The following is a 24,013-nucleotide window of genomic DNA, read 5'->3' as shown; positions in this document are numbered from 1 at the left end:
GACTCTTGCCCGGCGATGCGCATGCGTCACCGGTGGCGCGACTCGTCCCTCAGCCTGAGAGGAACTCATGAAGCACGATGCCTCAAGCCATTCCGAATCGCCGTTTCGCGCGGTATTCCGCGTGGTCAGCGGTAATTTTCTGGAGATGTACGACTTCACCGTCTACGCCTACTATGCAAGCGCCATCGCACGTACGTTTTTCCCGGCAGAGAACGAATTCGTCTCACTGCTGCTTGCGCTGTCGGTATTCGGCGCGGGCTTCGTGATGCGGCCGGTAGGGCGCTCGTGCTCGGCGCTTACGTGGATCGCCATGGGCGCCGAAAAGGGCTCATTCTGTCGCTGATGCTAATGGCCGTCGGCACTGCCTGCGTGGCGTTCGTACCGGGCTATGCATCGATCGGACTGGCCGCGCCGATGATCGTGCTGTTCGGACGGCTGCTGCAGGGCTTTTCCGCCGGTGTCGAACTGGGCGGCGTGTCGGTCTATCTCGCTGAGATCGCACCGCCCGGCAAGCGCGGCTTCTTCTGCGCCTGGCAGTCGGGCAGTCAGCAGGTGGCGGTGATCTTCGCCGCCTCGCTCGGCGTCCTGCTCAACCAGACGCTGCCCCCCGCCAGTGTCGGCACGTGGGGATGGCGCATTCCGTTCCTGATCGGCTGCCTGATCGTGCCGTTCCTGTTCCTGATTCGCCGCACGCTGCGCGAGACAGATGAATTCGCGATGCGCACGCATCATCCGGGTATCGGTGAGATCATGCGGTCGATGGTGCAGAATGCCGGCTTGATTATCGCCGGAATGGGACTCGTCGTCATGACCACCGCATCGTTCTATCTGATCACAACGTATACGCCCACTTTCGGCAAAACCGTGCTGCATCTATCGTCGATCGACTCGCTCATCGTCACCGTATGTGTAGGCGTGTCGAATCTGGTCTGGCTGCCGATATCGGGTGCCGTGTCGGATCGCATCGGACGTCGGCCCATTCTGCTGCTCTTCACCGCGCTGACGATCCTGACGTCGTATCCGGCCATGCAGTGGCTTGTCACCGCGCCGTCGTTCGAACGTCTGTTGGCGGTAGATCTATGGCTCTCGGTGCTCTATGCGTGGTACAACGGTGCGATGGTCGTCGCGCTGACCGAGTTGATGCCCGCGCATGTGCGCACGACCGGGTTTTCAATGGCCTATAGTCTTGCAACGCTGGTGGGCGGCTTCACCCCGGCCATCTCGACGTCGCTGATCCATCTGACGGGCGACAAGGCTGCACCCGGCGCGTGGATGGGCGCAGCCGCGCTTTGCGGCGCAGTGGCGACCCTGGTCCTCTACCGTTCGCATGCGGCGCGCTACGGCTACAAGTGGCAAAGTGTCCCGAAACAATGAAGCTCCTGCTGATCGAAGATAACCGCCAACTCGCCCATTGGCTCGCGAAAACGCTGACCGACGAGGGCTTCCTCGTCGATCACGTGCCCGACGGCGAAGCGGCCGTGGGGTCCCTGTCCGGCATGCGCTACGACGTCGTGCTGCTCGACCTCAATCTGCCCGGCATGTCGGGCAAGGCCGTGCTGCGACGCATGCGCGGTGACGCCGACGATACGCCCGTGCTGGTCCTCACCGCCACGGGCGATATCGGTGAAAAGGTCATTTGTCTGAGCGATGGCGCGGACGACTACGTCGTCAAGCCGTTCGACGATCGCGAGCTGGTCGCGCGCATCAAGGCGCTTGCACGACGCCACGCGCCGGTGCGCTCCAACCGGATTCGCTGCGGCACCTTGCTGTACGACATTGACCGGCGGCAGTTCTTTGTCGACGACGTCGTCGTGACGCTCACGCCGCGCGAACACGCCGTGCTGGAGGCACTGATCCTGCAAACCGGCCGCACGGTGTCGAAGTCGCTGCTCGCCCAAGCCGTTGACGATCGCGATGCGCCGCCTAGCGGCGACGCAATCGAAATCTATATCTCGCGGCTCCGGAAGAAGCTCGAGAAGAGCACGGCTGCAATCATCACGCTGCGCGGGCTCGGTTATCTGCTCGAACATGAAGAGCAGCAGACGTAGCCTGCGTGCGCGGCTGCTCCTCTGGCTCATCGTGCCGATGACCGCGTTCGGCCTGTTAGCCGCATGGATCACACATGCAAATGCGCGCCGTACGGCGGATCTGCTTCAGGATGCGGCGTTGCTTGCGGCGGCACGCGTAATGGCGGGCGACGTGCGCTGGAACGGCCATGATCCCGTCGTATCAGTGTCCCCCAGCACGATTCAGATTGTTGGCACGCCGGAAGGCGATCAGGTGTTTTATCGCGTGGAGATCGCGGGGGGGCCGATGATCGCGGGCACATCCGAGTTTCCGCGCACGCATCTGAGCTGTTCGCCGCAGTGGTATGACGAGCGCGTCGCTGCGTTCCCGATCCGCGCCGTCTCGCTCTCGCGCCCGATGTTCGACGAGGGTCGCACGATTGAAATAGTCGTGTCGGTGGGGCGTACGCTCATCGCACGCGATGCGTTGGTCACTTCGCTGTGGAAGCCGCAGTTGATGTATCTCGTCGGCAGCATCGCAGTCGCGATGATGCTGATATGCGCGGGTCTCGCGTTCGAATTGCGGCCGCTCGAAAAGCTGGCCCGCGGTCTGATGGCTGATCCGCTGCGAAGCCGGGCGCGCGTCGATTCGACGGATCTGCACACCGAACTGCAGCCGATGGTGGCGGCCTTCAACGCATCGCTTGAAATGATCGAGCATCAGACGGCGACGCAGCGACGTTTCATCGCCGATGCCGCACACCAGATCCGCACGCCGCTGACGCTTCTGGGTTCGCAGCTGCAATACGCGCGTCGACAGAAAACGCTCGACGAGGTGCGCGAGACACTGGCGGCGATGCATCACAGCAACCGCGCAATGGTCGCGCTGATCAATCAGTTGCTGATGCTCGCTCAGGCCGAAGCCGCCGATTACACCGCGTTCGGAGGGGGGGCCGTCGACTTGACGGAAGTCATCACGGTGGCGGTGGAAAAGCTCGCGCTCGCGGCGAGGCGGCGCGATATCGAGCTGGCCGTCTCGTTCGCCGATGCACTTGTCGTGACGGGCAGCGAGCCGCTCTTGTCGGCCGTGATATCAAATCTCGTCGACAACGCGATTCGATATTCGCCCAATGGCACGCGCGTCACCGTCGAAACACATCGCGCGGATGCCGCGATTCATATCGATGTCGTCGACGAAGGTCCAGGTATTCCGGACGCATTGCGCGAGCGTGTGTTCGAGCCGTTTTTCCGCTTGTCGGAGGAAGAGGGAAGCGGACTCGGCCTGGCGATCGCAAGGGAGATCGTCCGGGCGCACGGCGGAACGATCTCGATCTCGGATGCATCGCCGGGACGGGGAACGCGGATTCGCGTAACGCTATGGACTTGAGCGGCACGGTTCGTCGGCAGGGGCATCGCGCGACCCCGGAACCCGAATCATGGGCGGCCGGTCGAGCGATATTGACGGGAGCGGGGCGCTTTCTCGGCGCTTCGGTACGAAGCGAATCCGGTGGGGAAAAAATTGCGCGAACCAACGACTACGCACGCACGCCAAGCCGTTTGCCCGCCTCCTCGGCGGCCGAGCGAGCCTGGCCGTCCATCCATTTACGGAGATCGCGCAACGCCGCTGTTCGGTCCGCTCCGGCTTCTGTCGGCGTGCCGTTTCGAAATGGCGGCTGAGGCGAGTATTCGATCGTCAATTGAACCCGCCTCGCAAGCTCCTCGCCCTTCATCGCGGACACCAGCGTCAAACCGAAATCGACGCCGGCGGTCACGCCGCCGCCAGTCATCCGGTTGCGGTCGGTGACGACGCGCCGATCCACATGACGCGCACCCAATTAGCGGCAGCAGGTCTGCGACCGCCCAGTGCGCGGTCGCGTTATAGCCATGGAGCAAGCCCGCCGCGGCGAGAACGATGCCACCGGTGCACACACTCGTGACCCATTTGGCGCGTGCCCCACGCTCGGCGAGGTAGGCGAGAACGTCCGGATCCCTCATGCACGCGATAGTGCCCATGATGCCGCCAGGCACGAACAGCACGTCCGGGTTTGGCGTACTGTCGGCGAAAGTCTGCGTGGCGGCAAACGGGATACCAACGTCGGTAGCCAATGGCTGTCGGTCTTTCCACACGAGTTGCGTGTTGAAGCGGGCGATGCGAAAAATCGTCAGCGGTCCAATCAGATCTTGCGCGACCATTTGCGGATAGACGAGCATCGTCACTGTCGGTGCATCGGGCGGCAACGTATTCATCATCCTAAGGTGATCGGTCGCCGCGCGCTGCCCGCTGTCGTCGGCCGACATCGCGGAAATGCTGGCACCCGCTGCCAGCAACGCGCCCGCGGCGAGAAAACCCCGTCTGTCCCGATGTGTCATCCGTTCGTCTCCAAAATCAAAGAGGTACCGTCGTCGTTGCGATGGCTGGACGTTCCGCTACGGATGGACACGATATCCTGGCGCCAATCCGTGTCGGCTCCGAAACTGCCACGGCAAGAATATGCCAGTGGCAACATGATGCGGACTGGCAACGCGGCATGTATCACGGCACGATGCGTCGAAAGCCTGGTTGTTGCTCCGAGCATGACGCAGGATCCTGCCGAGGCAGCGGATAGGCGCGCCGATGGATGAACCGTCAAGCCCGCCGTGGTTATTTCTAGGGGCCGGCGGTCCGGTGAAACCACGACGGATAGCCTGATCCGCCGGGATTACTGCCCAATCCTCCGAGGCCGCAGTTCGCACTGCCGCGCTTCCGCGCGCGTGCGATGGATGGCTTCCACACCACGTCGATCAAACATGTGAAATGTGTCCAATCCTTTGGAGACAATGCCGACGCCGAATGTTCATTGCCGCGATCCGCAGACAGCGCGCCTACACAGCTGGTAGCAACGGGCGGCGACCTAGCGCGATAGCAGACGAAACTGCGCCGCAGACTTCGCCTTGGCCGACCCATGCATTTCACAGCCGGGCCAAGAAGCATTGGTGAAATCAGCAAAAGCCTTCGCGTCAGCGTCTCCTGGCCGTGCCCGAGACGCGAGGCAGGTGTGGGCGACGACCTCGTCGCCAGACGTCAGTTGCTGATCCAGTCAATCAGGGCGGCACTAACGATATCAGGTTGTTCGAGGGTGGACGCATGGCCACATTCCGGCACGACTGCGAGTATCGCCCCAGGAATCGCTGCTGCGATTTCCTTGGAGCGGTCCGGCGGGGTCAGAGGATCGTTGTCCCCAACGAGAACGAGTGTCGGGACTGATATGGTTGAAAGGCCGGGACGTGAATCGATGCGCCCGATGATTGCCTCGGTTTGCCGCGCGAAACCGTCAACGCCAATCGTCAGACCCATGCGTACATTTATTTCGCGTAGCGCCAAATCGCCTTGGCGTGTCGGGTGAAGGATCGCGCTCAACGCCTGAGAGAGTAACTCGGCGAAATCGCCGGCCCGCGCCTGCATCACTAAAGTTCGACGCTGCGCGACCTGATCGGGTGTGTCCGGACGGGCGGAAGTATCGAGCAGGGCCAGCTTGAGTACGCGCTCGGGCGCCCGCCGCATAATCTCAAAGCAGATGTAGCCACCCATTGAGATACCAGCAAGGGCGAAACGCGGCGGCGCGTTCGCAAGGATAGCGGTAGCCATCGCCGTGATCGTGTCGCCCTCCAGCGTCGATGCGACTGTGACGGGCCCGTAGGGCCACAGGGACGCAACCTGAGGCGCGAAGACTTCCGCCGAACACAGCAATCCAGGAACAAGAACAACAGGAGGCATGGGAATTTTCCAATCAGGAGAGACTCGAGCCAGCACCGCTGACACTGTGGTGCGCGGCATCGCTGAACGGTTAGTCTCGGAGCACATATTCGGCGAGAATCGACGGAGTGCCGGCAAGAAAAAAATTTCGTAGAACGGTTGGATTTAGTCTCCCGCGCGGAGTTCGGGATGCACCTGAAAATTTCATGGGAACTCCGTGCAAGAGGTTGGGGCTGCTTTCATCCCGGTTTGAGCATTCGATCGGATCGCCATCGCACACGGCGCCCGAGATAGCACCGAGTCATGTAGTTCGAACGCAGGGCAGCCCGAGACCCTCAGCTCAGCTTTCGGCCCTGTTGCCGGCCGAGCTTGTAACGAGATGCAGCAGCAGTGCCGCAACCACGGTCGCTCCGGCAGCTGGCGATACCCATCGTATCGAGACGTGCAGAACGACGGCTCCCACGCCCGAACCGATTGCGCTTCCCAGATAGACCCCTGACGCGAGAAGCGCGATCGTCGAGGAAATGTGATCCGGTGCAACCTGCGCCAACTGGTGCTGAAGCGGGACCTGCAGCGACCAGGCCGCGACGCCCCACACAATGATGACAATTGCTGCACCGAAGATGTTAACTGCGGCAAACGGAAGCAGAAGGAGCGCGATGCTCAGCACGCAAAGAGCGGCGGTCAGGATTCTGTTCGGGTCGATCTGCCGATCGAGCATTAGCCCGGCCATTGCATTACCAGCCAAGCCCGCGATTCCCCAAAGGAAGAAAAAGAACGGCAACACGCGCGGCGAGACCGGGGAGACGGTGAGAAATACGGGAGCGAAATAGGTATAAAGGCCGAGGCTAGCCGTCGCCGCGCAGAGCATGACGCCGATGCGACCGAGTACCACGCGATGCGACAGCGTGGCGAACCGCTCGCGCAAGCCAGGCACTGCCGCCTGAATCTTCGGCAGGCTCCAGGCCGCGCTTGCCGCCGCGATGGCCGAGAGGCCGATCACGACGGTCAGAACCATACGCCAGCCGGCGTGCGCGGCGATGAGCAGACCGAACGGTACACCGGCCACGGTTGCGGCTGTCAGTCCACCGAGCACGATTGCCAAGGCTCGTCCGCGTACGGAAAGCGGAACGAGGCCGGAGGCGGTCGCAGCGGCCGTCGGCGCGTAGGTGCCCGCCGCCAGACCTGCGATGCTCCGACTGAGGATAAGCATCCAGAAATTCGGGGCCACGATGCTTCCGACATTCGCGAGCGCGAATACCGAGAGGCTGGCAACCAGAACCACGCGACGGTCAAGCGCCGCGGTTGCGACGGCCAGGGCCGGCGACAGCAACGCGTAGGACAGCGTGAAAGCCGTCACGATCTGCCCCATCGCGCCGATCGAGCGATGGAAATCGAGCGCCATCTCGGGCAGTAAGCCCGCCAGGACATAGGCGTCGAGACCAAGCGCGAACATTCCCAATGCCAGGAGAAACACCTTGCGCATGGAGGGAGTCATCCCTCACATTTGCGAGATGCCGCCGTCGACGACCAGCTCGGCGCCCAGCATGTATCGAGATGCATCACTGGCCAGAAAAAGTGCGGCTTCGGCGATTTCGTTCGCTTCGCCCATCCGGCCAAGCGGCACCTGTGAGGCCATCTGTTCCTTGAAGGTCGCCAGCTGTTCTGGCGTGCGGTGACGGCTAATCAGCGGCGTGTCGATGCTGCCGGGACTTAGCGCGTTGACGCGGATTGTGCGATCAAGGAGTTCACGGGACCAACTGCGTGCCAGCGAACGAACGGCTGCCTTGGATGCCGCGAGGAGCGAGATTCCGGGCCGGCCGACGTGAATGATGAAAGAAGTCGCCAGGATCACCGATGCACCTTGGCGCAGGATCGGAGAGACTGCCTGCATCGAGAAGAACACGCCCTTCACGTTGATATCCATGATCTCGTCGTAGCGGGCTTCATCTGTCGTGGCGAGTGGTGTGCCATAGGCAACGCCGGCATTGGCAAAAAAGATGTCGAGTCCTCCAAAGGTGTCGCCGATACGACGGGTGGCGGCCTGCATGTCTGCGACTGAATTCGCATCGGCGGCAAGAACGATAGCGTCGTTGCCGAGGATCCTTTGAACTTCATCGAATTTGCTCGTATCGCGACCCGTGACGGCGACGCGCGCGCCCTCATGTACGAAAAGCTGCGCAGTGGCAAGGCCAATTCCGCTGGTTCCCCCAGTGATTAGCGCGGTCTTTCCATCGAGTCTCATAGCATCCCCAAAATGTTCGATATCCTGATTGATGAAGGAATTCGCAATGGTTTGTGAATCGTGAGCTAGTCGAGACGCTGTTGCGCGACGCGGCCGATCCGCTGTTTCGCGTCCGCGAGCGTGTTCGCCATGCGGGCGAGAACCGCTTCACGGATACGCGGTGGTGCGGATTCGGGCAGGCCGGCGTTGAAGGGCGGCTCAGGCGCGTACTCCAGTAGTAGCTGGATCGACTGTGCCGCGTCCGCCCCTCGCAACTCCGCGATCAACGTGAGCGCGAAATCGATGCCTGCCGTGACGCCGCCGCCAGTGATCACGTTGCCGTCGCGCACCACGCGTCTGTCGTCGGGAATTGCCCCAAACGCCGTCAGCATGTCGCGCCAGGCCCAGTGGCAGGCTGCCCGGCGTCCGGCAAGCAGTCCGGCTGCCGCAAGGATGAGTGATCCGGTGCAGACGGACGACAGATGTTTCGCGCGACCGCCAAGTCGGCGGATTGCAGACAGAAAACGCGGATTTTCGATCGCCGGCACGCAACCCGCGCCGCCTGGTACACAAAGGATGTCGCAATGCTCGATTGCTTCGAGATCGGCCAGTTCGCCGAATGTCAGCCCGTGTGATTTGACAGGCGCGCCGTCGAGAGACGCGACAATGATGCTGGCGTCCGGAAGGATGCTCAACATCTGGTGCGGGCCGGTGAAATCGAGGTGCGTCACGCCCTCGAAAAGCGGGATTACTACGGTAATCATCGTGCGTCCTGTCGAATCTCGATTCGTTGGGATGGCTTTAATGATGGCGACGGTCGGAGACGGCGTAAAGGACGTAGATCCCTCAAAATACGCCATCATGTATATAGTCGGTTTTTTATCCCGATCACCAGGTGCTTGGCCTTGCGAACCATTCGGCGCATTCGAATCCGTGGCGCGCGTCCCTGGGGCGTGCCTTTCAAAAAGTCGGGCAGATTGGTATCCGCCACGTAGTCATCGGATCGTTGATGTGATCCTTGCCTGCGCTGCTATCGCGCTGTAGGCCCTGTCAGCAGCTATACGTCAGCGTGAGAAAGCGGTGCACGGTGCACGGCCTGAAGGATATTGCTCACTTTGATCAAAGCCTCTTCGAGTGCCGGCAGCAGTGCCGCCCCCATGCACAGGCGTAGTCCGCTCGAAGCCGCGTCGGGATCGACCGTGACGTGGGATGGCGCCGTGACGGTGACGCCTGCGCCGGCACACATTGCGTGAGCCCGTTGCGCGTCGTTGCATGTCAGCGGCAGCCAGAGATGAATCGCGTCGGGATCGGCGACGCGCGTGGTTTTTCCCAGGACCGTGCTCGCCAGCGCGGTACGGCGCCGAATTTCCGCGCGCATAGAACCGGCCATGAGATCGGCGGTGCCGTCGGCAAGCCATTGGGCCATGATCGCGCACGATATCGGCGCGGCCATCATGCCTAGCGCGCGCAGCGCGTTCACAGATTCGGCGACCAGGCTGTCTGGCGCGATCAACGCGCCGATCCGGAGTCCTGGACTCAGCGTCTTTGACAGGCTGGTAATGTAAAACGTCCGTTCCGGCGCGAAAGACGCAATGGACGGCAACATGGAAGCCGGCGCCATCGCGTAGGTCTGGTCTTCGATGATCATGGCGTCGTAGCTGCGACAGAGTTTCGCGATTTCGCGCCTGCGCCTGGTGGACATCGTGCGCGTGGTCGGATTGTGCAAAGTGGGTGTCAGATAGACGACGGCGCGCTGATTCAACGCCGAAAGCCTGCGCAACCCGGCTTCGAGCGACTCGACGCTCGCGCCTTCGTCATCGAGGGCGAGGCCGTTCAACCGGTAGCCTTGCTGGTGCGCGAGCGTGATCGCGCCGGGGTAGGTGAAGGCCTCGGTGACCACGACCGTGCCGGGTCTGCATAGCACGGCCATTGCAGCGGCATCCGCACACTCGGATTGCGGATGAAGCAGCACAATGCAAACGGTCAGGCGATTGCGGCCTACCTCGAACGGCATCCGGCGGTGAAGGCGGTCCACTATCCGGGCCTGGAGTCGCATCCGCAGTACGAACTGGCGAAACGCCAGATGAGCGGCTTCGGCGGCGTCGTGACGTTCGAGCTTAGGAACGGGTATGACGCGGCGCATCGCTTCATCGAGCGACTGAAAATACCGACGCATTCAGGCGGACTGGGCGGCGTCAACTCCACGGTCCTGCAGCCTGCGTCGTTCTTCGGCAACCGGCTTTCCGAGGAACGGCTCGCGCAGATGGGATTGAGCTTCGGCATGGTGCGGATCTGTTCGGGAATCGAAGAGACGGCGGACCTGCTTGCCGATATCGAACAGGCGCTAGGGGGAGAGTGGCATGGACATGACGACCGGAGTTCGCGGACGAACGGATAATGAAGGTCACGTGAATTTTCCGGAACGGCGTGTGCTCGAATGGCACGCCCGCGGGGGCGTCGTGTCGATGCTGCTCGGCGACCGAGGCGTGCGCTTTTCAATGCGAGCAATGCCGCAAACCAAGGTGGTATGTTTCAATCGTGCATGAGAAAAAACGGGTGAGTGGGTACGGGCTGTTTCCCGTTTCCCGTTTCCCGTTGCTCGTTGCCCGCCAATGTCGTTCAATCAGAACATCGTTCGAAACGCCGATCAACCCTTCGGGCGACATTCTCGACATCAAGGCAATCGCGGATCTGGCGCACCGGCACGATATCCTCGTTGCCGTCGACTCAACGCTTGCGTCACCAGCGCCTCAGCGGCCGTTGGAACCGGGTGCGGATATCGTTCTTCACTCGCTGACCCAATATATCAATGGCCATGGCGACATGCTCGGTGGCGCGCGGGGTGCTCCACGACACCGTATCAATCAAAGCATAGCGGTCAGAAACTCGCTTGACATCCATAGCTGTTCACCGCGGCTGCCAAGTCCGGCGAAGCGCGCAAGCGGGCTATGTCGCGCGCAGGCGGTTCTCCAAAGTGGCGGCGATATTCGCGGCTGAACTGCGACGGGCTCTCGTAACCCACGCGGAGGGCGGCGGTCGTGACGTCGATGTCCTGGACCAGCATCAGGCTGCGCGCGTCCTGCAGCCTGAGCTGCTTCTGGAATTGCAGCGGCGTCATCGCCGTCACAGCGCGAAAATGCTCGTGCAGGCTCGACGGACTCATGCCCGCTTCCGCGGCAAGCCGCTCAATGCTGAACCGTTCCCGAAAATTCTGCCCGATCCACGCGATGGCGCGGCCGACTTGGGCCACCCGACCCTGGCTGAAGGTGATGTTGCGCATCCTGGCGCCATCCGGGCCGGCGAGCAGGCGATAGAGAATTTCCTGCTCCGCAAGCGGGGCGAGCACGGGCAGCGCGGCTGGATCGTCGAGCAGGCGCAGCAGGCGTAGTGCCGCGTCGAGCAGCGCGGCGCCGGCGTCGGACACCGTCTTGCCTATAAGTGGGGACGGCGCTCCCGGCGGTGGCGGCACGCGCAACGCTAGTTCCCCCAGCATGACCGGATCGAAATCAAGGTACAGGCACAGATAGGGTTTGTCAGGCGTCGCCTCGACCACGTGGCCTATCACCGGCAGGTCGTACGTGACGACCCCATAGCGCCCCGGTGCGTATCTGAAGACACGGTCGCCCAGCGTGACCTCCTTGCGCCCCTGCGCGACAAGGCACAGTTGCGGCCGGTAAACATTCGGCATCGGCATCGTCACTGTGGATGATCGAACAAGCACCACGCGCTCGATGGGGGTGGGGTGGAAACCATCCTCCGAGACGTTCCGGGCAATTATCGCTGCGATTTCCGACAGTGTTTCCATGGGACGGACTATCGCACGAGCGCGAAAGCGCGGCAATGCGAACCGCAGATTCTGGAGGATCGGGCAGCAATCTTGGCGTATCGGGCTAACGGTTCGGTGGCGCCGCGCATCACAGTGTCAGCGAACCTGGATCACAGCAAATCCGGCCACGGAACAAACAATTAGCGAGCAAACATGACAACAGACAATCTGAAGACCCCCACGGTCGCATTGGGGACATGGGCCTGGGGAGGCCGGCAGCGGCTATTTCGGCAGCCAGCTAACCCAGGCCGGCCTGGAAGAGGTCGCCGACAAGGCGCATGCGGCCGGGTTCAGCCTCTGGGACACTGCCATTGTGTACGGCATGGGCCGTTCGGAGAACGTACTCGGGGAGGTACTGAAGCGCTTCGAGCGCAGCGACTACCAGCTCTCCACGAAGTTCACCCCCCAGGCCGCGGGGTCCGGCGACGATCCGGTGGCAGCCATGCTGGAGCAGAGCCTGGGCCGCCTCGGCACTGACTACATCGACCTCTACTGGATTCACAATCCAGCGGATGTGGCGCGGTGGACTCCGCGTCTGATCCCGTTGCTGAAGAGCGGGAAGGTCAAACATGTCGGTGTCTCGAATCACAACCTGGGCGAAATCGAGCTCGCCAACCAGATCCTCGGAGACGCCGGGTTTCGGGTCGAAGCCATCCAGAACCACTACAGCCTCCTCCACCGCAGCTCTGAGCACGCTGGCATCCTGGACTACTGCCGCGACCACGGCATCTCATTCTTCGCTTATATGGTGCTTGAACAGGGTGCCCTGAGCGGTAAGTACAGTCCGGAGAACCCCCTGCCGGAAGGTAGCAACCGGGCAGAGACTTACAATGGCCTGCTGCCCCACCTGAAGGCGCTGACGGACAAGCTCGCCTCGATCGGTCAGAAGCTGGGAGCGGCAGCGCCAGATATCGCAACGGCGTGGGCCATCGCGAAGGGAACGACGCCGATCATTGGGGTGACCAAGCCCCATCACGTTGATAGTCTGGTCCGAGCCAGCAGCATCACGCTCACCACGAACGAAATCGCGGAGCTGGAAGCGCTCGCCGACGCCGCTAACGTGAATACCCGCGGCTGGTGGGAACAAGAGATGTAGGTGAAGCTCCGTGCAGCCGGCAAGCTGATCTGCCTGCCGGAAGCTTCAAATTTACGCGTCATGCTCCACGCATCGCAGATCGTTATTTTTTAATCAACGGCTCGGCGCCGCGCCAAATCGTGCTGCGGATGATTTCGTCCACCATCTCGAGGACGATTCTGTAGCCTTCGCGTACCGTCGGCGAGTGCGAGCGCGCTGTATTTTCACAGAGCGCCCACGTCATATAGGCCCCGCGGATCGGGCTCCACGAGATGAGATCTTCCCAGTACGTGTTGCCACTGACTGCGCAGCACGGCGTTACCGTGTCTGTGACTCCCTGTCGAGCGAGTTCCATCGAAAGGTGCATCGCGTCTAGCTCGAACAATAATTGAGTTCGAGATGCCGTCGGGCCATCGCATTCTCGATGGATGATCGGATGGCGTTCTGTTTGCCAGCCAGTGCGAGGTTGCGATCCTGGAGCCGCGATAGCGGCACAGGCTGTCGTGCTGAAATCCGGCGTCCTTGGTTGCCGCGAGAACGAGCGGTTCGCGAACGAGTGGCGTATGGAGGTAACTCTGAGGCGGCGAACCTTCGAACGGCACGATGGCAAGATTGAGCATTCCGGAATGCACGACCTCACGCAACTCGTGGCTCACTCTTTCGTGAACACGAAGACGTACCCCAAGGGAATTCGGCGACCAACCGCGCAATGAAGCTTGAAGCGAAGTGGACCGCTCCGGGAATGTAGGAGACTTCGGATCTTGTCTGTAACGGGAGATTTGAAGTATGGAAAACGAAAGAAAGGTAAGGACACCTACTGGGACGAGGCTTTCGGATGAAGTGCATGAACGGGCGGTTCGGATGGTGTTTGAGCACCAGCAGGAGTACGGCACGCAGGGAGCGGCGATCCGCTCGATCACCGCGAAGATGGGGATGTCGCGCGAGACGCTGCGCAAGTGGGTCAATCAGGCCAAGCGTGACCGCGGCCAGTGCCCAGGCGCAACGAGTGATGAGCTGGCACGCCTGAAGGAACTGGAGCGCGAGAATCGCGAGCTGCGCACGGCCAACGAGATTCTGCGCAAGGCGTCGGCGTATTTTGCCCAGGCGGAGCTCGACCGCCGATCGAAGCCATGACCGCGCTCATCGACGCGCATCGCGCCGTCTACGGTGTCGAGCCGATCTGCCGGCTATTGCCGATCGCGCCGTCGACGTACTACTGTCACGCCCGGTGGCGCAGCGATCCACAGCAATGGTCGGCACGTGCGCGCCGCGATGCCAAACTGAAGGCCCTCATCCGATTGGTGTGGGACGAGAACTTTGGCGTGTACGGTGTGCGCAAAGGTTGGCGCCAATTGCTGTGCGACGGCGTGAGGTCGCGCGCTGCACGGTTGCCCGCCTGATGAAGGCAATGAGTCTTGAAGGCGTACGGCGCGGGCGTCGGATCAAGACGACACAGCGCGACGATGCGGTACCGTGCCAGCTGGACTGGGTCAAACGTCAGTTTACGGCCAATCGACCGGACGCGTTGTGGGTGGCGGATTTCACCTATTGCTGGACGTGGTCGGGCTTCGTTTACGTGGCGTTCGTGACCGATGTGTTCGCACGCCGCAACGTTGGCTGGCGAGCGTCGCCTCGATGCGCACCGACTTCGTGCTGGACGGCTGAATCAGGCGTTACACGAGGGGCAGCCGCCGCCCGGATTGATCCATCACTCCGATCACGGGTCGCAATATCTCAGAATTCGGTACACCGAACGGTTGGTCGATGTGGGTGTACGATCGTCGGCCGGTAGTGTCGGCGACTCGTACGGCAATGCGCTGGCCGAGACGATCAACGGCTTGTACAAAGCCGAAGTCGTACATCGGCGGGCTTGGCGAACGCTGCAGGACATCGAACTCGCGACGCTCGAATGGGTGCACTGGTATAACCACCATCGGTTGCTTGTCCCGCTCGGGTATGTGTCACCGGCGGAAGCTTACAATCGGAATCAGGCGCTATCCGCTCGTGCGGCGTAGCGCCCAACTCGGCGGTCTCCTACATTCCCGGAGCGGTTGAACCTGATCCGACTTGGGCAGTTGGAAGAGAGTCCTTGTGTCCTCGGATACGTGGGGCCGCTCGACAGCTCATGTCCCTTCTAGCGGCTATTTCTCGCTGTCGATCGTGCGTAACCATGCCTCTGGATAACGCGCGCCCACGACCGCACTTGCGGGCACGGCCTGCTCCAGCGCTGCGACTTCGGCGTCATCGAGGGATACGTCGAGGCTCGCAATCACATCGGCGAGTTGCGCGCGTGTGCGGGTACCCAGCGTCGGGACGACCGTCACGCCCAGGGCCGTACTTCGGGCGCGGACCCAGGCAATGGCCAACTGCGCCGGCGTCACGTTCTTTCCGGCTGCCACACAGGCGAGAGCATCAACGAGCGGGAAGTTCTCTTTCGCAAACTCGAAGCGCGGGAGATGTGCACGGGCGTCGCCGTCATCCTTCGGTCTGGAACCTGTCAGTAGGCCGCGCGAAAGCACGCCATAGGCCGTAACGGCGATGCCCAGCTCCCCGAGCGTGGGGACGATCTTCGATTCGATGCTTCGGCTGATGAGGCTGTACTCCAGTTGCACGTCGCAAACGGGATGTACTTTGGCAGCGCGACGAACCGTGTCGGCGCCGACTTCTGAAAGCGCGACGTAGCGGATGTACCCCGTCTTCACCATATCGCTCATCGCCCCGATCGTGTCTTCGATGGGTACGTTCGGGTCCAGTCCCGTCCGGTAGATGTCGATGTAGTCGACGCCCAACCGTGACAGGCTGTGAGCCAACGCGTTCTTCACCGCCTGCGGACGCGCATCGCGGCCAAGCATCGCGCCGTCCGGGCCGCGCTGCAGTCCGAACTTGACGCTGAGCAACGCTTTGTCGCGTCGTCCCTGCAGTGCCTTGCCGATAAGGAGTTCATTACGTCCCATGCCGTAGAAGTCGCCCGTATCGAGCACATTCACACCGCGCTCAAGAGCCTCGTGAATCGTGGCGATGTTCTCGGATTCATCGCTCTTGCCGTACCAGCTGGTCGTGCCCATGCCCATGCAGCCCAGTGCGATAGGGAACACGGTAGGGCCGGTTGCGCCAAGCTTCACTTCAGTTTTCGTCGTCATAGGTTCCACTCCAGGCTTCCGTCCCATGGGGTCTATGTCGACAAGATATCGATCAGGATGCAGGCGGCCAAATCCGATCACGCCGATCACTCATCCAATCGCGCCACGAACGTCGCGCCACTGTTTCGGCGTCTTGCCCTCCCAGCCCCGAAAAGCACGCGTGAAGGAGTTCAGCTCCTCGAACCCGAGCAGGAAGGCGATCTCGGCGATCTCGATGCCCGTCGTGCAGAGAAGGCGCCGTGCCGTGTCATGGCGAATTTCGTCGAGCACCTGCTGGTAGCTCGTTCCGAGCGCCCTGAGGCGACGCTGGAGTGTGCGCGCGCTGATCGCAATCTCGTGAGCGACCTTATCGGCGCTGGGTCGTTCGCCTGTCATCCGTTTAGCGACGGCCTCGCGAACTTCGTCGAGGAATCCATTGGCACGCTTCTTCGCGACTTGCTCGTCGAGGTTCGGGAGCAACGCGCGAAGCAAGGCGGCGTTATGCGTGACGAAAGGCGTTCCCAGAATACGGTCGTCGAAGACCAGTGCGTCACGTTGGGCGCTAAACTTCAGCGGGCAGCCGAAGAACTGTATCAGCATGGGTTCATCCGAGCGCGCGCGTGTAAGCTCGACGCGCTTCGGGGCAAGCACCTGGCCGGAGCCGCGCTGGAGCAGCACGAGTAGCGTTGCGGACATAACATCGACGAGGCGCGCTGGCGGCGGCGTCGAAGCATTCAACCAGACCGTCGAGACGGCGACTTCCTTCGGAGAAAATTCGAGGTTCAAGTCCTGCGGTCCGCAGAGACGCTTGTAGCGCGCGAGCTTTTCGAACGCGATTCGCACGTTGGGCGAATGCAGCGCCGCGAGTAACGACAGGTCGTACTCGTGCACTGTCGTCTCTTTGGCGAGTCGAAGCCCGATGTCCGGCGGCGAAGAGCCGCCGAGTGCCTCCCAGAACGCGAAGTACCGGGCGGTGTCTGCGCCACCCGACGCGGGCACACGTGCGATAGCCAGAGCTTGGGCGACGTGTGCCCCGAGGCGCAGGAGACGTGACCGAATGGCGGGCCGCACATGAATGAGGTCGGGATTCATCCTCCAACTATACAGAAGAAATCACGCGGCTTGCCAATCCGATCGCGCCATTCGAGGTCTGGTTGCTGCCCCGATTTCAAATTAGCAAGTGCCCGCTTCCGTGCAATCAATCTAGCGACGAGCAAACCGACCACCGTCATCTGAAGCGCGGGCGCGGACGGGAGCACCGTCAGGCGCCAGCGAACGCGGCCGAGATTTCATCGGAGTTTGGACTTCGGCGGGCGTGACGGCCGGCATCGACTCGGCCCTGACACCATCCGCCACAGGAAGATCGCGCCAACCAATTCGCGCGATGCACGCACGAATTGACAGCATTCGTCGGTATGTCGAAACTCAGTATCTCCATTCACCGCAGTGGCCATCAGAATGAATTTCGAGATATCCGACTTGCGCGCCTTTGTCGCAACAGCCGACCTGGGCAGCTTTCGCGCCGCAGCCGACACATTGCACCTATCTGCGTCCGCGCTATCGCGCCGAATAGAAAAACTGGAGGAGGCGTTAGGCGTCAGACTGTTCGAGCGCACGACGCGAAAGATGGATCTGACCATCGTCGGTCGCGGATTTCTCGAGCGCGCTCACCGCATCCTCAATGAGGTCGACAACTCGATGCTCGAGTTTGATGATCTTGCACGCAAGATGACCGGCGAACTTACGGTTGCGTGCGTGCCGTCGGCGGTGCGCTATTTCCTTCCGGAGACCATCGCGGCCTACCATCAGCGTTACCCGGGCATTCGCCTTCGTCTCATTGACGAGCCGTCGTCGATGGTTTTTCTGGCAGTCGCGCGTGGAGAAGCAGATTTTGGCCTGACTTACGTCGGCACTCAAGAGCCGGACATCGAATTCACGCCGCTCCTCGATGACCCTTTCGTTCTCGCTTGCCCGCGCAGTCACCCGCTTGCCAAACGCAAATCCGTCGCGTGGGCGGAGCTTGCCAGCCTCGAGTATTTGGCCATCGCACAAGGCAGCGGCAATCGCGCGGTCATAGACGAGGCGCTGGCAGGCGTCGCCGAGCGGCCCAAATGGTTCTGCGAGGTACGCCACGTACCCGCTCTCGTGAGTCTGATCGAAGCGGGCCTGGGTGTCGGTGTCGTGCCTCGGCTCGCGATGCCCCGCGGCCCGCACAAGGCACTTGCCAGCGTCGCGCTGGTCGATCCGCCGATCCGGCGAACGCTGGGTGTCATCCAGCGGCGTGGCCGCGGGTTGTCCTCCGCGGGCCGCTTCTTCCTTCAGCTGTTGACGGAGATGCGTGCACCCGGTGTGCCGCCCGCAAGCGCGGCCGCTTAGGCGAAGCACGGGCCCTCGGCTTCGGGCGGCACGGCAAAGCCTTCGCGGACATCCGGTGGTTGGGTTCGATTCGTGCGCATGACGCACCAATCGAACGAAAATATGCGTTTGTTGCGTGAACCGCTCCTGCACGATCATGTGCGAAACGCAAGCAGCGTGCGATGCGCAGCCGCTTGAACCGCACGGTTTTCAAATCGAAGGAGACAACGCGTTCCATGACCCAGCCCACTCCCACCCACGGCATCGTCAGCAAGGCACATCTGACCGAGCTGACCATCGAAGCACTCTGCGCGCTCGGCCTGACGCGCGCCGATGCGACCGACACCGCCACGATCCTCGTGCTTGCCGATCTGTTCGGTCTGCGTACGCACGGCACGAGCCGTATCGAATCGTACGGCTCGCGCCTGCGCATCGGCGGCATCAATCCCGCACCTTCGATCACCACCGAACAGGTGGCGCCGGCGCTTCACCGCCTCGACGGCGACAACGGCATCGGCCCGCTCGTCGGCCATCGCGCACTCGATCTGGCGATGACGGCCGCACGCGAACATGGCATCGCCTGTGTGTTCGTGCGCGGCAGCAATCACTTCGGCCCCGTCTCCCCCTATTCGTACCTCGCCGCGATGCAGGGGTTCGCCAGCATCATCGGCAGTAACGCGACGACGACGATTGCGCCGTGGGGCGGAACCGACGCACGCCTGGGCAACAGTCCCGTCGGCTTCGGCGTCCCGAACCCGAACGGTCGTCCGTTCATGCTCGACATGGCGATCAGCGTCGCGGCACGGGCGAAGATCCGCAACGCGCTCAAGCGCGGCGAACTGATTCCCGGCGACTGGGCAACCGACGCGCAAGGCAAACCGACCACCGATCCGAAAGCCGCGCTCGATGGCTTTCTGCTGCCGATCGGCGGCCACAAGGGCTACGGCCTCGCGCTGGTGGTCGACCTGTTCGCGGGACTGCTTTCCGGAGCGGCGTATCTCACGCACGTCAAGTCGTGGGAGGACGATCCTGAACAACCGCAGAATCTCGGCCACTTCTTCATTCTCATCGATACGACCCGGCTCGGCAGCACCGGGTGGCTCGCCGCGCATATGGCCGATTACGCGGCGATCCTGCACGGCTCCAAACCGGCCGATCCCGCGGCGCCCGTGATCGTGCCCGGCGAGATCGAACTCGGTCGCCTGGAACGCCAGATGGCGGAAGGCATCGATATCGGCGCGGCACAGCTAGCCATGCTGGAAGCGATCGCACGTCCGCAGCGCTGAAAGCCTTATTCGTCGGCGTGGCCCACCACGCTCGCGCCGTCCCAAACGCGCGGCGCGGCGGCGAACAGATAAGCGACAGACCGGGCGGCTCATTCGAGCGCCCGGCCGTCAAGCACATAACAAGCTCCAAGGAGCGACAGGTGACAAACATTCGATGGCGCATCGTCCTGCTGCTGTTCATCGCAGGCTTCATCAATTATCTCGACCGCGCGGCGCTGTCCGTCGCCGCACCCGCCGTCATGCGGGAACTGCATATGTCGCCGAGCAGTCTCGGCCTGTTGTTTTCGACGTTCTTCATCGGCTACGCAGCATTCAATTTCATTGGCGGATGGGCGGCGGATCGCTGGGGCGGCAAGCGCGTTTTTTCCGGGGCAGTCCTGACGTGGTCGTTGCTATGCGGCGCGACCGGCCTCGCCACCGGCTTCGGATCGCTGCTGGCCGTTCGCACCTTGTTCGGCATGGCCGAGGGTCCACTCGCCACGACGATCAACAAGATCGTGAACAACTGGTTTCCGCACAAGGAGTCGGCGACCGCATTCGGCTTTGCGAATTGCGGTCTGCCGCTGGGTGGCGCGGTTGCGGGGCCGGTCGTCGGCCTGCTGACAGCCGCTTACGGCTGGCGTGTCGCGTTCGCCGGAATCGCATGTTTCGGCTTGCTCTGGCTGATCTTCTGGCAATTTATGGCGACAGACAAGCCGCACCAGCATGCACGCGTATCCGATGACGAACGCCGGCTGATCGAATCCGACCGAAGCGTCCCTGGAAGTCCTTCGGACCTGCAGCCGCTCGGCTTCTATCTGAAGCAGCCCGCCATTCTCGCGGCGATGATTTCGTACTTCGGCTACAGCTACATCCTGTTTTTCTTTCTCACCTGGTTCCCGACCTTCCTGACGATGGACCGCCACCTGAGCCTGAAAAGCATGAGTCTCGCGACGGTGCTGCCCTGGCTGCTGGGATTCGTCGGCTACGGGCTGAGCGGCGTGCTGTCCGATCTGATCTTTCGCCGGACGGGCAACGCACTGCTTGCGCGCAAGCGGGTATTGATCGCATGTCTCGGTACCGCGGGCGTCTGTGTCACGCTGGCCGGCGCCGTGACCACGACGCTCGGAGCGCTGCTGTTGATGGCCATTGCCGTGTTTGCACTTTATCTGAGCGGCAGCGCCTATTGGGCGCTGATTCAGGACACGATTCCCGGCCCGAAACTCGGCAGTGTCGGCGGATGCGTACACGCGATCGCAAACTGCGCAGGCATCGTCGGCCCGGCTGCAACCGGCTTTCTCGTGCAGGAAAGCCATACGTTCCTCAGCGCGTTCTTTCTCGCGGGCGGAATCGCGCTGGCCAGCGTGCTGGCCGTGGTAATACTGCTGAGGCCCCGAGCGCCCGCGCAACACAAGTCGAGCGATGCGCCGGTCTGCGGCTGACGGCCCATGTCCCCATACGATTTTTCGTTCTTCACGCTATCCACATGAAACCCGATCCATCCGTCATTCGCGCATTCACACCTGCCGGCAAGTTGCGGGCATCGATCAATCTCGGGAATCCTATTCTCGCGGGCAGGGACATATCGGGCGCACCGACCGGTGTTTCGGTCGACCTGGCGCGAGCCTTTGCCACAACGCTCGGGGTAGAACTTGAACTGGTGGTGTTCGATACAGCGGGCAAGTCCGTTCAGGCGGTCAGCGATGAGCAGGCTGACGTCGGCTTCTTCGCCATCGATCCACGACGAGGAGAAACCATCGTGTTTACCGATCCGTACGTGTTGATCGAAGGCTATTACCTGGTGCGAGACGGATCGTCGATTCGCTCCAACGACGATGTCGATCAGCCGTCGATCCGCGTCGCAGTGGGCGGGGGAAGCGCCTACGATTTGTTCCTGACGCGCGAATTGAAGCATGCGCGGATCGTGCGCGCACCGTCATCTCCGACCGTCGTCCGAACGTTCCTCGATGAGGGCCTCGAGGTCGCCGCCGGCGTCAAGCAACAGCTCGAGGCAGACGCACGTCAAACCCCCGGCCTGCGTTTGCTCGACGAGCGATTCATGGTGATCCGTCAAGCGATGGGGTTGCCGAAGCGCCGCGGCGCGGCGGCCGCTGAGACATTGCGGGCATTCGTCGGGGAAGCGAAGGCATCCGGGTTCGTCGCCGAGGCGCTCGCACGGCATAAAATCACCGGCGCGACGGTTGCGCCTGCTGCTTAGTCGAGGCCTGGAATTCGGTACAAACAACACGCTCGCACGCTGAAGCCATTTTGCCGACCGGTTCGCCGGTCGTTTTTCACATTGCGATGGCCTCACGCATGTCCGATGAAGAAGCACCATCAGTACCCCTATAGTTACTGCGGTCACCTGTCCGACTACGAACACGGGCTGGTCTCCAATCAGTTCCTGCCGCCGCTGCGTGTTACTGACCGATCGACATGGCGGTCTGCACGCGGATGCCGCTCAGTGACGATGGTTCTGGCACACATCAACCTCGGATTGCCAGAACTATTTTGCTGGCCAAGTTACCGGCCAGCCTTTTTATTCATCGAGCCGATTACAATGGTTCGCTTTCTTCATTCTCGATGCTTCGTGCCTTCACATCACGACCATTGATTGAGACGTGATCCTCTACATGTCAACGCCGACTGAATTCGGCCCCGCCTTTCGGCGAATCGCCGGAGTAAATCTGACCCACCTGGGTCCTATGTCACGCAGCTACTCGCATGCGAGCGGCTCGAACGGGTGGGGCCGCTCAGACCTCGGGTGGCGATTATCCCGGAACGCGACTCGTGTGGGCGCCCGTCTCGTTGGCGTAAGCAAGCTCTTTATTCAAGTAGAGTCGGTCATATCGCGCTGACGGCGATGGAGTTGCTTATCGTGGCCTTCCTCGTCTGTGAGTTGGCGGAGTCACGAGTCCGCAATCACTCTGTACACTAGCATGACAAAGATTAGCCTTGCGCGCCAAACAGCACTTTAGAGACCAGAGATTTTCAGAAGCTTTGACGGCGAAATATTCAGAGCGTCTGCGATTCGGATGAGGTTGAGGATGGTCAAATTGCGCTCACCTCTTTCGATGCGGCCCATGTGACTTCGATCAATTCCGGTGACAAGGGCAAGCGCTTCCTGCGAGACGCCAAACTCTAGCCGACGAGCACGGACCGTCGCGCCAATCGCGGCCAGATGTCCTCCGTCGTCCCGTTTGCCAGATACCCTTTGCATTCAATGATGGTCGCGGTATGATGCTCGTTTGGCCACGGCATTTACGACCCATTTTCTCGGGTGCGGCCAGTTTCTCTAGCTGCAAGGCATATGTTTTTGATTCAGGATGGGAACCGGCTACCGCTTCAGTCGGCGATGGCCGGTGCAGCTGTATGGGCTGTGATGGAACAGTGGACGCCTGGCGACTTACTGGTTCTACGGGTGTCTGAAAAGCGAGCGCGTGGGATTCCCTGTGTGATCTGGACGGATCTCACATCGGGTGCGGCATCGCTGAAGCAGTTTCTTGACGGCAGTAACGTGCTGCGAGGGGCGGCGGTGGTGAGCACCCGTCGTGCGCGTCAGGTTGATGACTGGTATCTGGATCCACTGAGCGAGATCCGGGTTGGGGCGACCGAACTCAGCGACGACGATCGCACACTGCTGACGGTGACCCAGTTCACGACGGTGACGGGGCGAAAGTTTTCCGTGCCAAGCGGATTTGCGACGTGCTACGCCCGCGGACGGCGGGTATGGCAGGCGCATCGGTCGCGCTCGGACTCCGCACAATGACCGAGAGTGGGTTGCTTTTCGATGGACAGGCCATGTGTGCGGCTTTGGCTCTCGTAGTGAGGCGGGAGGAATTCCAGGTGTTCTGTGCTGAAGGTGCCCTGGTTGAGCGACTATGACCGATACCCGCTTCCACAATGGACCGACCTGGTTGGTACCTTACAGCGGTCGTAGCAGTTGGAGAAATCGTTTCTTCGTCGACACCGAGTTCACGGACTTCGAAGCGCCTCAACTCATTAGTCTGGCCATCGTTGGGGAGAACGGATCCGAGTTTTATGGCGAATGTACGGACTATGATGCAGCACGCTGTAGTGACTTCGTTCGGACCGTGGTGCTCCCACAACTGGGCCGATTCAGGGAGCGCGCGATGCCGCTTGATCAGCTGCGTCAGTCGCTGCGGGCTTGGATTGCGGGTATCCCGACTGGCTCCAAGCCGGTGCTCTGCTACGACCTCGAGACGGACCTGAATCTGCTGCGATTCTTGTTTGACGGCCCGTTGCCAGAGGGCTGGATGCTCGAAGATATCCGCGGCCAGATCGATACGCGGCGGCAGGCTGAATACTTCGCACGACATGGCGGCGAGCACCACGCGCTGCACGATGCCCGAGCAAACGCATACGCCTATATCGGTTAAACGAATCAGG

Annotated in this window: 22 protein-coding genes, 2 pseudogenes and 1 other annotated feature; of the genes and pseudogenes, 13 read left to right on the top strand and 11 right to left on the bottom strand. The window is 61.7% G+C overall.

From position 1 onward, the window contains the following. The first annotated feature begins 67 nt into the window (after positions 1-67). The 3 genes and pseudogenes from ABIC50_RS12865 (at position 68) to ABIC50_RS12855 (ending at position 3,393) form a co-directional block, all read left to right on the top strand. A pseudogene (locus ABIC50_RS12865) lies at positions 68-1,374 on the top strand (MFS transporter). Continuing rightward, on the top strand, positions 1,371-2,048 hold the full coding sequence (locus ABIC50_RS12860; protein ID WP_354164233.1) for a response regulator: 678 nt from the start codon (positions 1,371-1,373) through the stop codon (positions 2,046-2,048). The pseudogene ABIC50_RS12865 and the gene ABIC50_RS12860 overlap by 4 nt, the downstream one beginning before the upstream one ends. Continuing rightward, positions 2,029-3,393, top strand: a complete 1,365-nt coding sequence (locus tag ABIC50_RS12855; protein WP_354164230.1) for a sensor histidine kinase — start codon at positions 2,029-2,031, stop codon at positions 3,391-3,393. Before ABIC50_RS12860 ends, ABIC50_RS12855 begins: the two co-directional genes overlap by 20 nt. Before the next feature lie 215 nt (positions 3,394-3,608). Here the strand turns inward: ABIC50_RS12855 and ABIC50_RS12850 are convergent, their stop codons facing one another. The 6 genes from ABIC50_RS12850 to ABIC50_RS12825 all read right to left on the bottom strand — a co-directional run bounded on the left by ABIC50_RS12850 (position 3,609) and on the right by ABIC50_RS12825 (position 9,977). Continuing rightward, positions 3,609-4,376, bottom strand: a complete 768-nt coding sequence (locus ABIC50_RS12850; RefSeq protein WP_354164228.1) for a DJ-1/PfpI family protein — start codon at positions 4,374-4,376, stop codon at positions 3,609-3,611. 691 nt (positions 4,377-5,067) lie between these two features. Then, positions 5,068-5,760, bottom strand: a complete 693-nt coding sequence (locus tag ABIC50_RS12845) for an alpha/beta fold hydrolase (RefSeq protein ID WP_354164225.1) — start codon at positions 5,758-5,760, stop codon at positions 5,068-5,070. Positions 5,761-6,079: 319 nt separating this feature from the next. Continuing rightward, entirely contained in the window at positions 6,080-7,225 is a 1,146-nt protein-coding gene (locus ABIC50_RS12840) for an MFS transporter (RefSeq protein WP_354164222.1), read from the bottom strand. Positions 7,226-7,240: 15 nt separating this feature from the next. Continuing rightward, complete coding sequence (locus tag ABIC50_RS12835; protein WP_354164220.1) at positions 7,241-7,984, bottom strand: SDR family oxidoreductase; 744 nt, start codon at positions 7,982-7,984, stop codon at positions 7,241-7,243. Positions 7,985-8,049: 65 nt separating this feature from the next. Continuing rightward, on the bottom strand, positions 8,050-8,727 hold the full coding sequence (locus ABIC50_RS12830) for a DJ-1/PfpI family protein (RefSeq protein WP_354164217.1): 678 nt from the start codon (positions 8,725-8,727) through the stop codon (positions 8,050-8,052). Positions 8,728-9,020: 293 nt separating this feature from the next. After that, positions 9,021-9,977, bottom strand: a complete 957-nt coding sequence (locus ABIC50_RS12825) for an aminotransferase class I/II-fold pyridoxal phosphate-dependent enzyme (protein WP_354164214.1) — start codon at positions 9,975-9,977, stop codon at positions 9,021-9,023. On the opposite strand from ABIC50_RS12825, the gene ABIC50_RS12820 reads away from it, so the two are divergent. After that, a complete protein-coding gene (locus ABIC50_RS12820) occupies positions 9,903-10,361 on the top strand; it encodes a PLP-dependent transferase (protein ID WP_354164499.1) in 459 nt (152 codons plus the stop codon). The genes ABIC50_RS12825 and ABIC50_RS12820 overlap by 75 nt on opposite strands. 29 nt (positions 10,362-10,390) lie before the next feature. Then, on the top strand, positions 10,391-10,960 hold the full coding sequence (locus ABIC50_RS12815; RefSeq protein ID WP_354164211.1) for a PLP-dependent transferase: 570 nt from the start codon (positions 10,391-10,393) through the stop codon (positions 10,958-10,960). On the opposite strand, the gene ABIC50_RS12810 is transcribed toward ABIC50_RS12815, so the two are convergent. Beyond that, entirely contained in the window at positions 10,842-11,768 is a 927-nt protein-coding gene (locus ABIC50_RS12810) for an AraC family transcriptional regulator (RefSeq protein WP_354164208.1), read from the bottom strand. The two genes, ABIC50_RS12815 and ABIC50_RS12810, sit on opposite strands and share 119 nt — an antisense overlap. A gap of 274 nt (positions 11,769-12,042) precedes the next feature. Here ABIC50_RS12810 and ABIC50_RS12805 point away from each other — a divergent pair, with 274 nt between their 5' ends. Then, positions 12,043-12,885, top strand: a complete 843-nt coding sequence (locus tag ABIC50_RS12805) for an aldo/keto reductase (protein ID WP_354164496.1) — start codon at positions 12,043-12,045, stop codon at positions 12,883-12,885. 82 nt (positions 12,886-12,967) lie between these two features. Here ABIC50_RS12805 and ABIC50_RS12800 read toward each other — a convergent pair whose 3' ends face one another. Next, positions 12,968-13,219, bottom strand: coding sequence for a hypothetical protein (locus ABIC50_RS12800; protein WP_354164205.1), 252 nt, complete (start codon positions 13,217-13,219; stop codon positions 12,968-12,970). Between the two features lie 431 nt (positions 13,220-13,650). Here ABIC50_RS12800 and ABIC50_RS12795 point away from each other — a divergent pair. Next, positions 13,651-14,879: pseudogene (locus tag ABIC50_RS12795) on the top strand (IS3 family transposase). Next, positions 13,953-14,069 (top strand) — a sequence feature (AL1L pseudoknot). It overlaps the preceding pseudogene by 117 nt. A gap of 126 nt (positions 14,880-15,005) precedes the next feature. On the opposite strand, the gene ABIC50_RS12790 reads toward ABIC50_RS12795, so the two are convergent. Both ABIC50_RS12790 and ABIC50_RS12785 read right to left on the bottom strand, forming a co-directional pair. Further along, positions 15,006-16,004 (bottom strand): aldo/keto reductase, encoded by a 999-nt coding sequence (locus ABIC50_RS12790; protein ID WP_354164203.1) that lies wholly within the window; start codon positions 16,002-16,004, stop codon positions 15,006-15,008. Between the two features lie 90 nt (positions 16,005-16,094). Continuing rightward, positions 16,095-17,075 (bottom strand): AraC family transcriptional regulator ligand-binding domain-containing protein, encoded by a 981-nt coding sequence (locus ABIC50_RS12785; RefSeq protein ID WP_354164200.1) that lies wholly within the window; start codon positions 17,073-17,075, stop codon positions 16,095-16,097. Between the two features lie 366 nt (positions 17,076-17,441). On the opposite strand from ABIC50_RS12785, the gene ABIC50_RS12780 reads away from it, so the two are divergent. The 4 genes from ABIC50_RS12780 (at position 17,442) to ABIC50_RS12765 (ending at position 21,821) form a co-directional block, all read left to right on the top strand. Beyond that, the gene (locus ABIC50_RS12780; RefSeq protein WP_354164197.1) at positions 17,442-18,359 is read left to right on the top strand and encodes a LysR family transcriptional regulator; all 918 of its coding nucleotides are present in this window, start codon (positions 17,442-17,444) and stop codon (positions 18,357-18,359) included. 215 nt (positions 18,360-18,574) lie between these two features. After that, positions 18,575-19,624 carry an Ldh family oxidoreductase gene (locus ABIC50_RS12775; RefSeq protein WP_354164194.1) on the top strand — a complete coding sequence of 350 codons (1,050 nt, stop codon included), beginning with the start codon at positions 18,575-18,577 and terminating at the stop codon, positions 19,622-19,624. A gap of 140 nt (positions 19,625-19,764) precedes the next feature. After that, entirely contained in the window at positions 19,765-21,045 is a 1,281-nt protein-coding gene (locus ABIC50_RS12770; protein WP_354164493.1) for an MFS transporter, read from the top strand. 44 nt (positions 21,046-21,089) lie between these two features. Continuing rightward, positions 21,090-21,821 (top strand): ABC transporter substrate-binding protein, encoded by a 732-nt coding sequence (locus ABIC50_RS12765; RefSeq protein WP_354164192.1) that lies wholly within the window; start codon positions 21,090-21,092, stop codon positions 21,819-21,821. A gap of 756 nt (positions 21,822-22,577) precedes the next feature. On the opposite strand, the gene ABIC50_RS12760 is transcribed toward ABIC50_RS12765, so the two are convergent. Next, complete coding sequence (locus tag ABIC50_RS12760) at positions 22,578-22,823, bottom strand: helix-turn-helix domain-containing protein (RefSeq protein WP_354164190.1); 246 nt, start codon at positions 22,821-22,823, stop codon at positions 22,578-22,580. 90 nt (positions 22,824-22,913) lie between these two features. Between ABIC50_RS12760 and ABIC50_RS12755 the strand changes: the two genes are divergently transcribed. Together ABIC50_RS12755 and ABIC50_RS12750 are read left to right on the top strand one after the other, a co-directional pair. Next, complete coding sequence (locus tag ABIC50_RS12755; RefSeq protein WP_354164187.1) at positions 22,914-23,372, top strand: hypothetical protein; 459 nt, start codon at positions 22,914-22,916, stop codon at positions 23,370-23,372. Between the two features lie 112 nt (positions 23,373-23,484). Beyond that, positions 23,485-24,003: a 3'-5' exonuclease family protein gene (locus ABIC50_RS12750; RefSeq protein WP_354164184.1), complete on the top strand. Its 519-nt coding sequence runs from the start codon at positions 23,485-23,487 to the stop codon at positions 24,001-24,003. The last annotated feature ends 10 nt before the right edge of the window (positions 24,004-24,013 follow it).

The sequence above is a fragment of the Burkholderia sp. 567 genome, from assembly GCF_040545115.1.
Lineage (GTDB): Bacteria > Pseudomonadota > Gammaproteobacteria > Burkholderiales > Burkholderiaceae > Burkholderia > Burkholderia ambifaria.
This window is presented reverse-complemented; position numbering and strand designations above follow the sequence as displayed.

What these genes read in the sequence shown, in the direction of transcription:
- ABIC50_RS12860 (WP_354164233.1), top strand. Translation starts at nt 1,371, where the DNA reads ATGAAGCTCCTGCTGATCGAAGATAACCGCCAACTCGCCCATTGGCTC.
- ABIC50_RS12855 (WP_354164230.1), top strand. Translation starts at nt 2,029, where the DNA reads ATGAAGAGCAGCAGACGTAGCCTGCGTGCGCGGCTGCTCCTCTGGCTC.
- ABIC50_RS12850 (WP_354164228.1), bottom strand. Translation starts at nt 4,376, where the DNA reads ATGACACATCGGGACAGACGGGGTTTTCTCGCCGCGGGCGCGTTGCTG.
- ABIC50_RS12845 (WP_354164225.1), bottom strand. Translation starts at nt 5,760, where the DNA reads ATGCCTCCTGTTGTTCTTGTTCCTGGATTGCTGTGTTCGGCGGAAGTC.
- ABIC50_RS12840 (WP_354164222.1), bottom strand. Translation starts at nt 7,225, where the DNA reads ATGCGCAAGGTGTTTCTCCTGGCATTGGGAATGTTCGCGCTTGGTCTC.
- ABIC50_RS12835 (WP_354164220.1), bottom strand. Translation starts at nt 7,984, where the DNA reads ATGAGACTCGATGGAAAGACCGCGCTAATCACTGGGGGAACCAGCGGA.
- ABIC50_RS12830 (WP_354164217.1), bottom strand. Translation starts at nt 8,727, where the DNA reads ATGATTACCGTAGTAATCCCGCTTTTCGAGGGCGTGACGCACCTCGAT.
- ABIC50_RS12825 (WP_354164214.1), bottom strand. Translation starts at nt 9,977, where the DNA reads ATGCCGTTCGAGGTAGGCCGCAATCGCCTGACCGTTTGCATTGTGCTG.
- ABIC50_RS12810 (WP_354164208.1), bottom strand. Translation starts at nt 11,768, where the DNA reads ATGGAAACACTGTCGGAAATCGCAGCGATAATTGCCCGGAACGTCTCG.
- ABIC50_RS12800 (WP_354164205.1), bottom strand. Translation starts at nt 13,219, where the DNA reads ATGGAACTCGCTCGACAGGGAGTCACAGACACGGTAACGCCGTGCTGC.
- ABIC50_RS12790 (WP_354164203.1), bottom strand. Translation starts at nt 16,004, where the DNA reads ATGACGACGAAAACTGAAGTGAAGCTTGGCGCAACCGGCCCTACCGTG.
- ABIC50_RS12785 (WP_354164200.1), bottom strand. Translation starts at nt 17,075, where the DNA reads ATGAATCCCGACCTCATTCATGTGCGGCCCGCCATTCGGTCACGTCTC.
- ABIC50_RS12780 (WP_354164197.1), top strand. Translation starts at nt 17,442, where the DNA reads ATGAATTTCGAGATATCCGACTTGCGCGCCTTTGTCGCAACAGCCGAC.
- ABIC50_RS12775 (WP_354164194.1), top strand. Translation starts at nt 18,575, where the DNA reads ATGACCCAGCCCACTCCCACCCACGGCATCGTCAGCAAGGCACATCTG.
- ABIC50_RS12765 (WP_354164192.1), top strand. Translation starts at nt 21,090, where the DNA reads ATGAAACCCGATCCATCCGTCATTCGCGCATTCACACCTGCCGGCAAG.
- ABIC50_RS12760 (WP_354164190.1), bottom strand. Translation starts at nt 22,823, where the DNA reads ATGCAAAGGGTATCTGGCAAACGGGACGACGGAGGACATCTGGCCGCG.
- ABIC50_RS12755 (WP_354164187.1), top strand. Translation starts at nt 22,914, where the DNA reads ATGTTTTTGATTCAGGATGGGAACCGGCTACCGCTTCAGTCGGCGATG.
- ABIC50_RS12750 (WP_354164184.1), top strand. Translation starts at nt 23,485, where the DNA reads ATGACCGATACCCGCTTCCACAATGGACCGACCTGGTTGGTACCTTAC.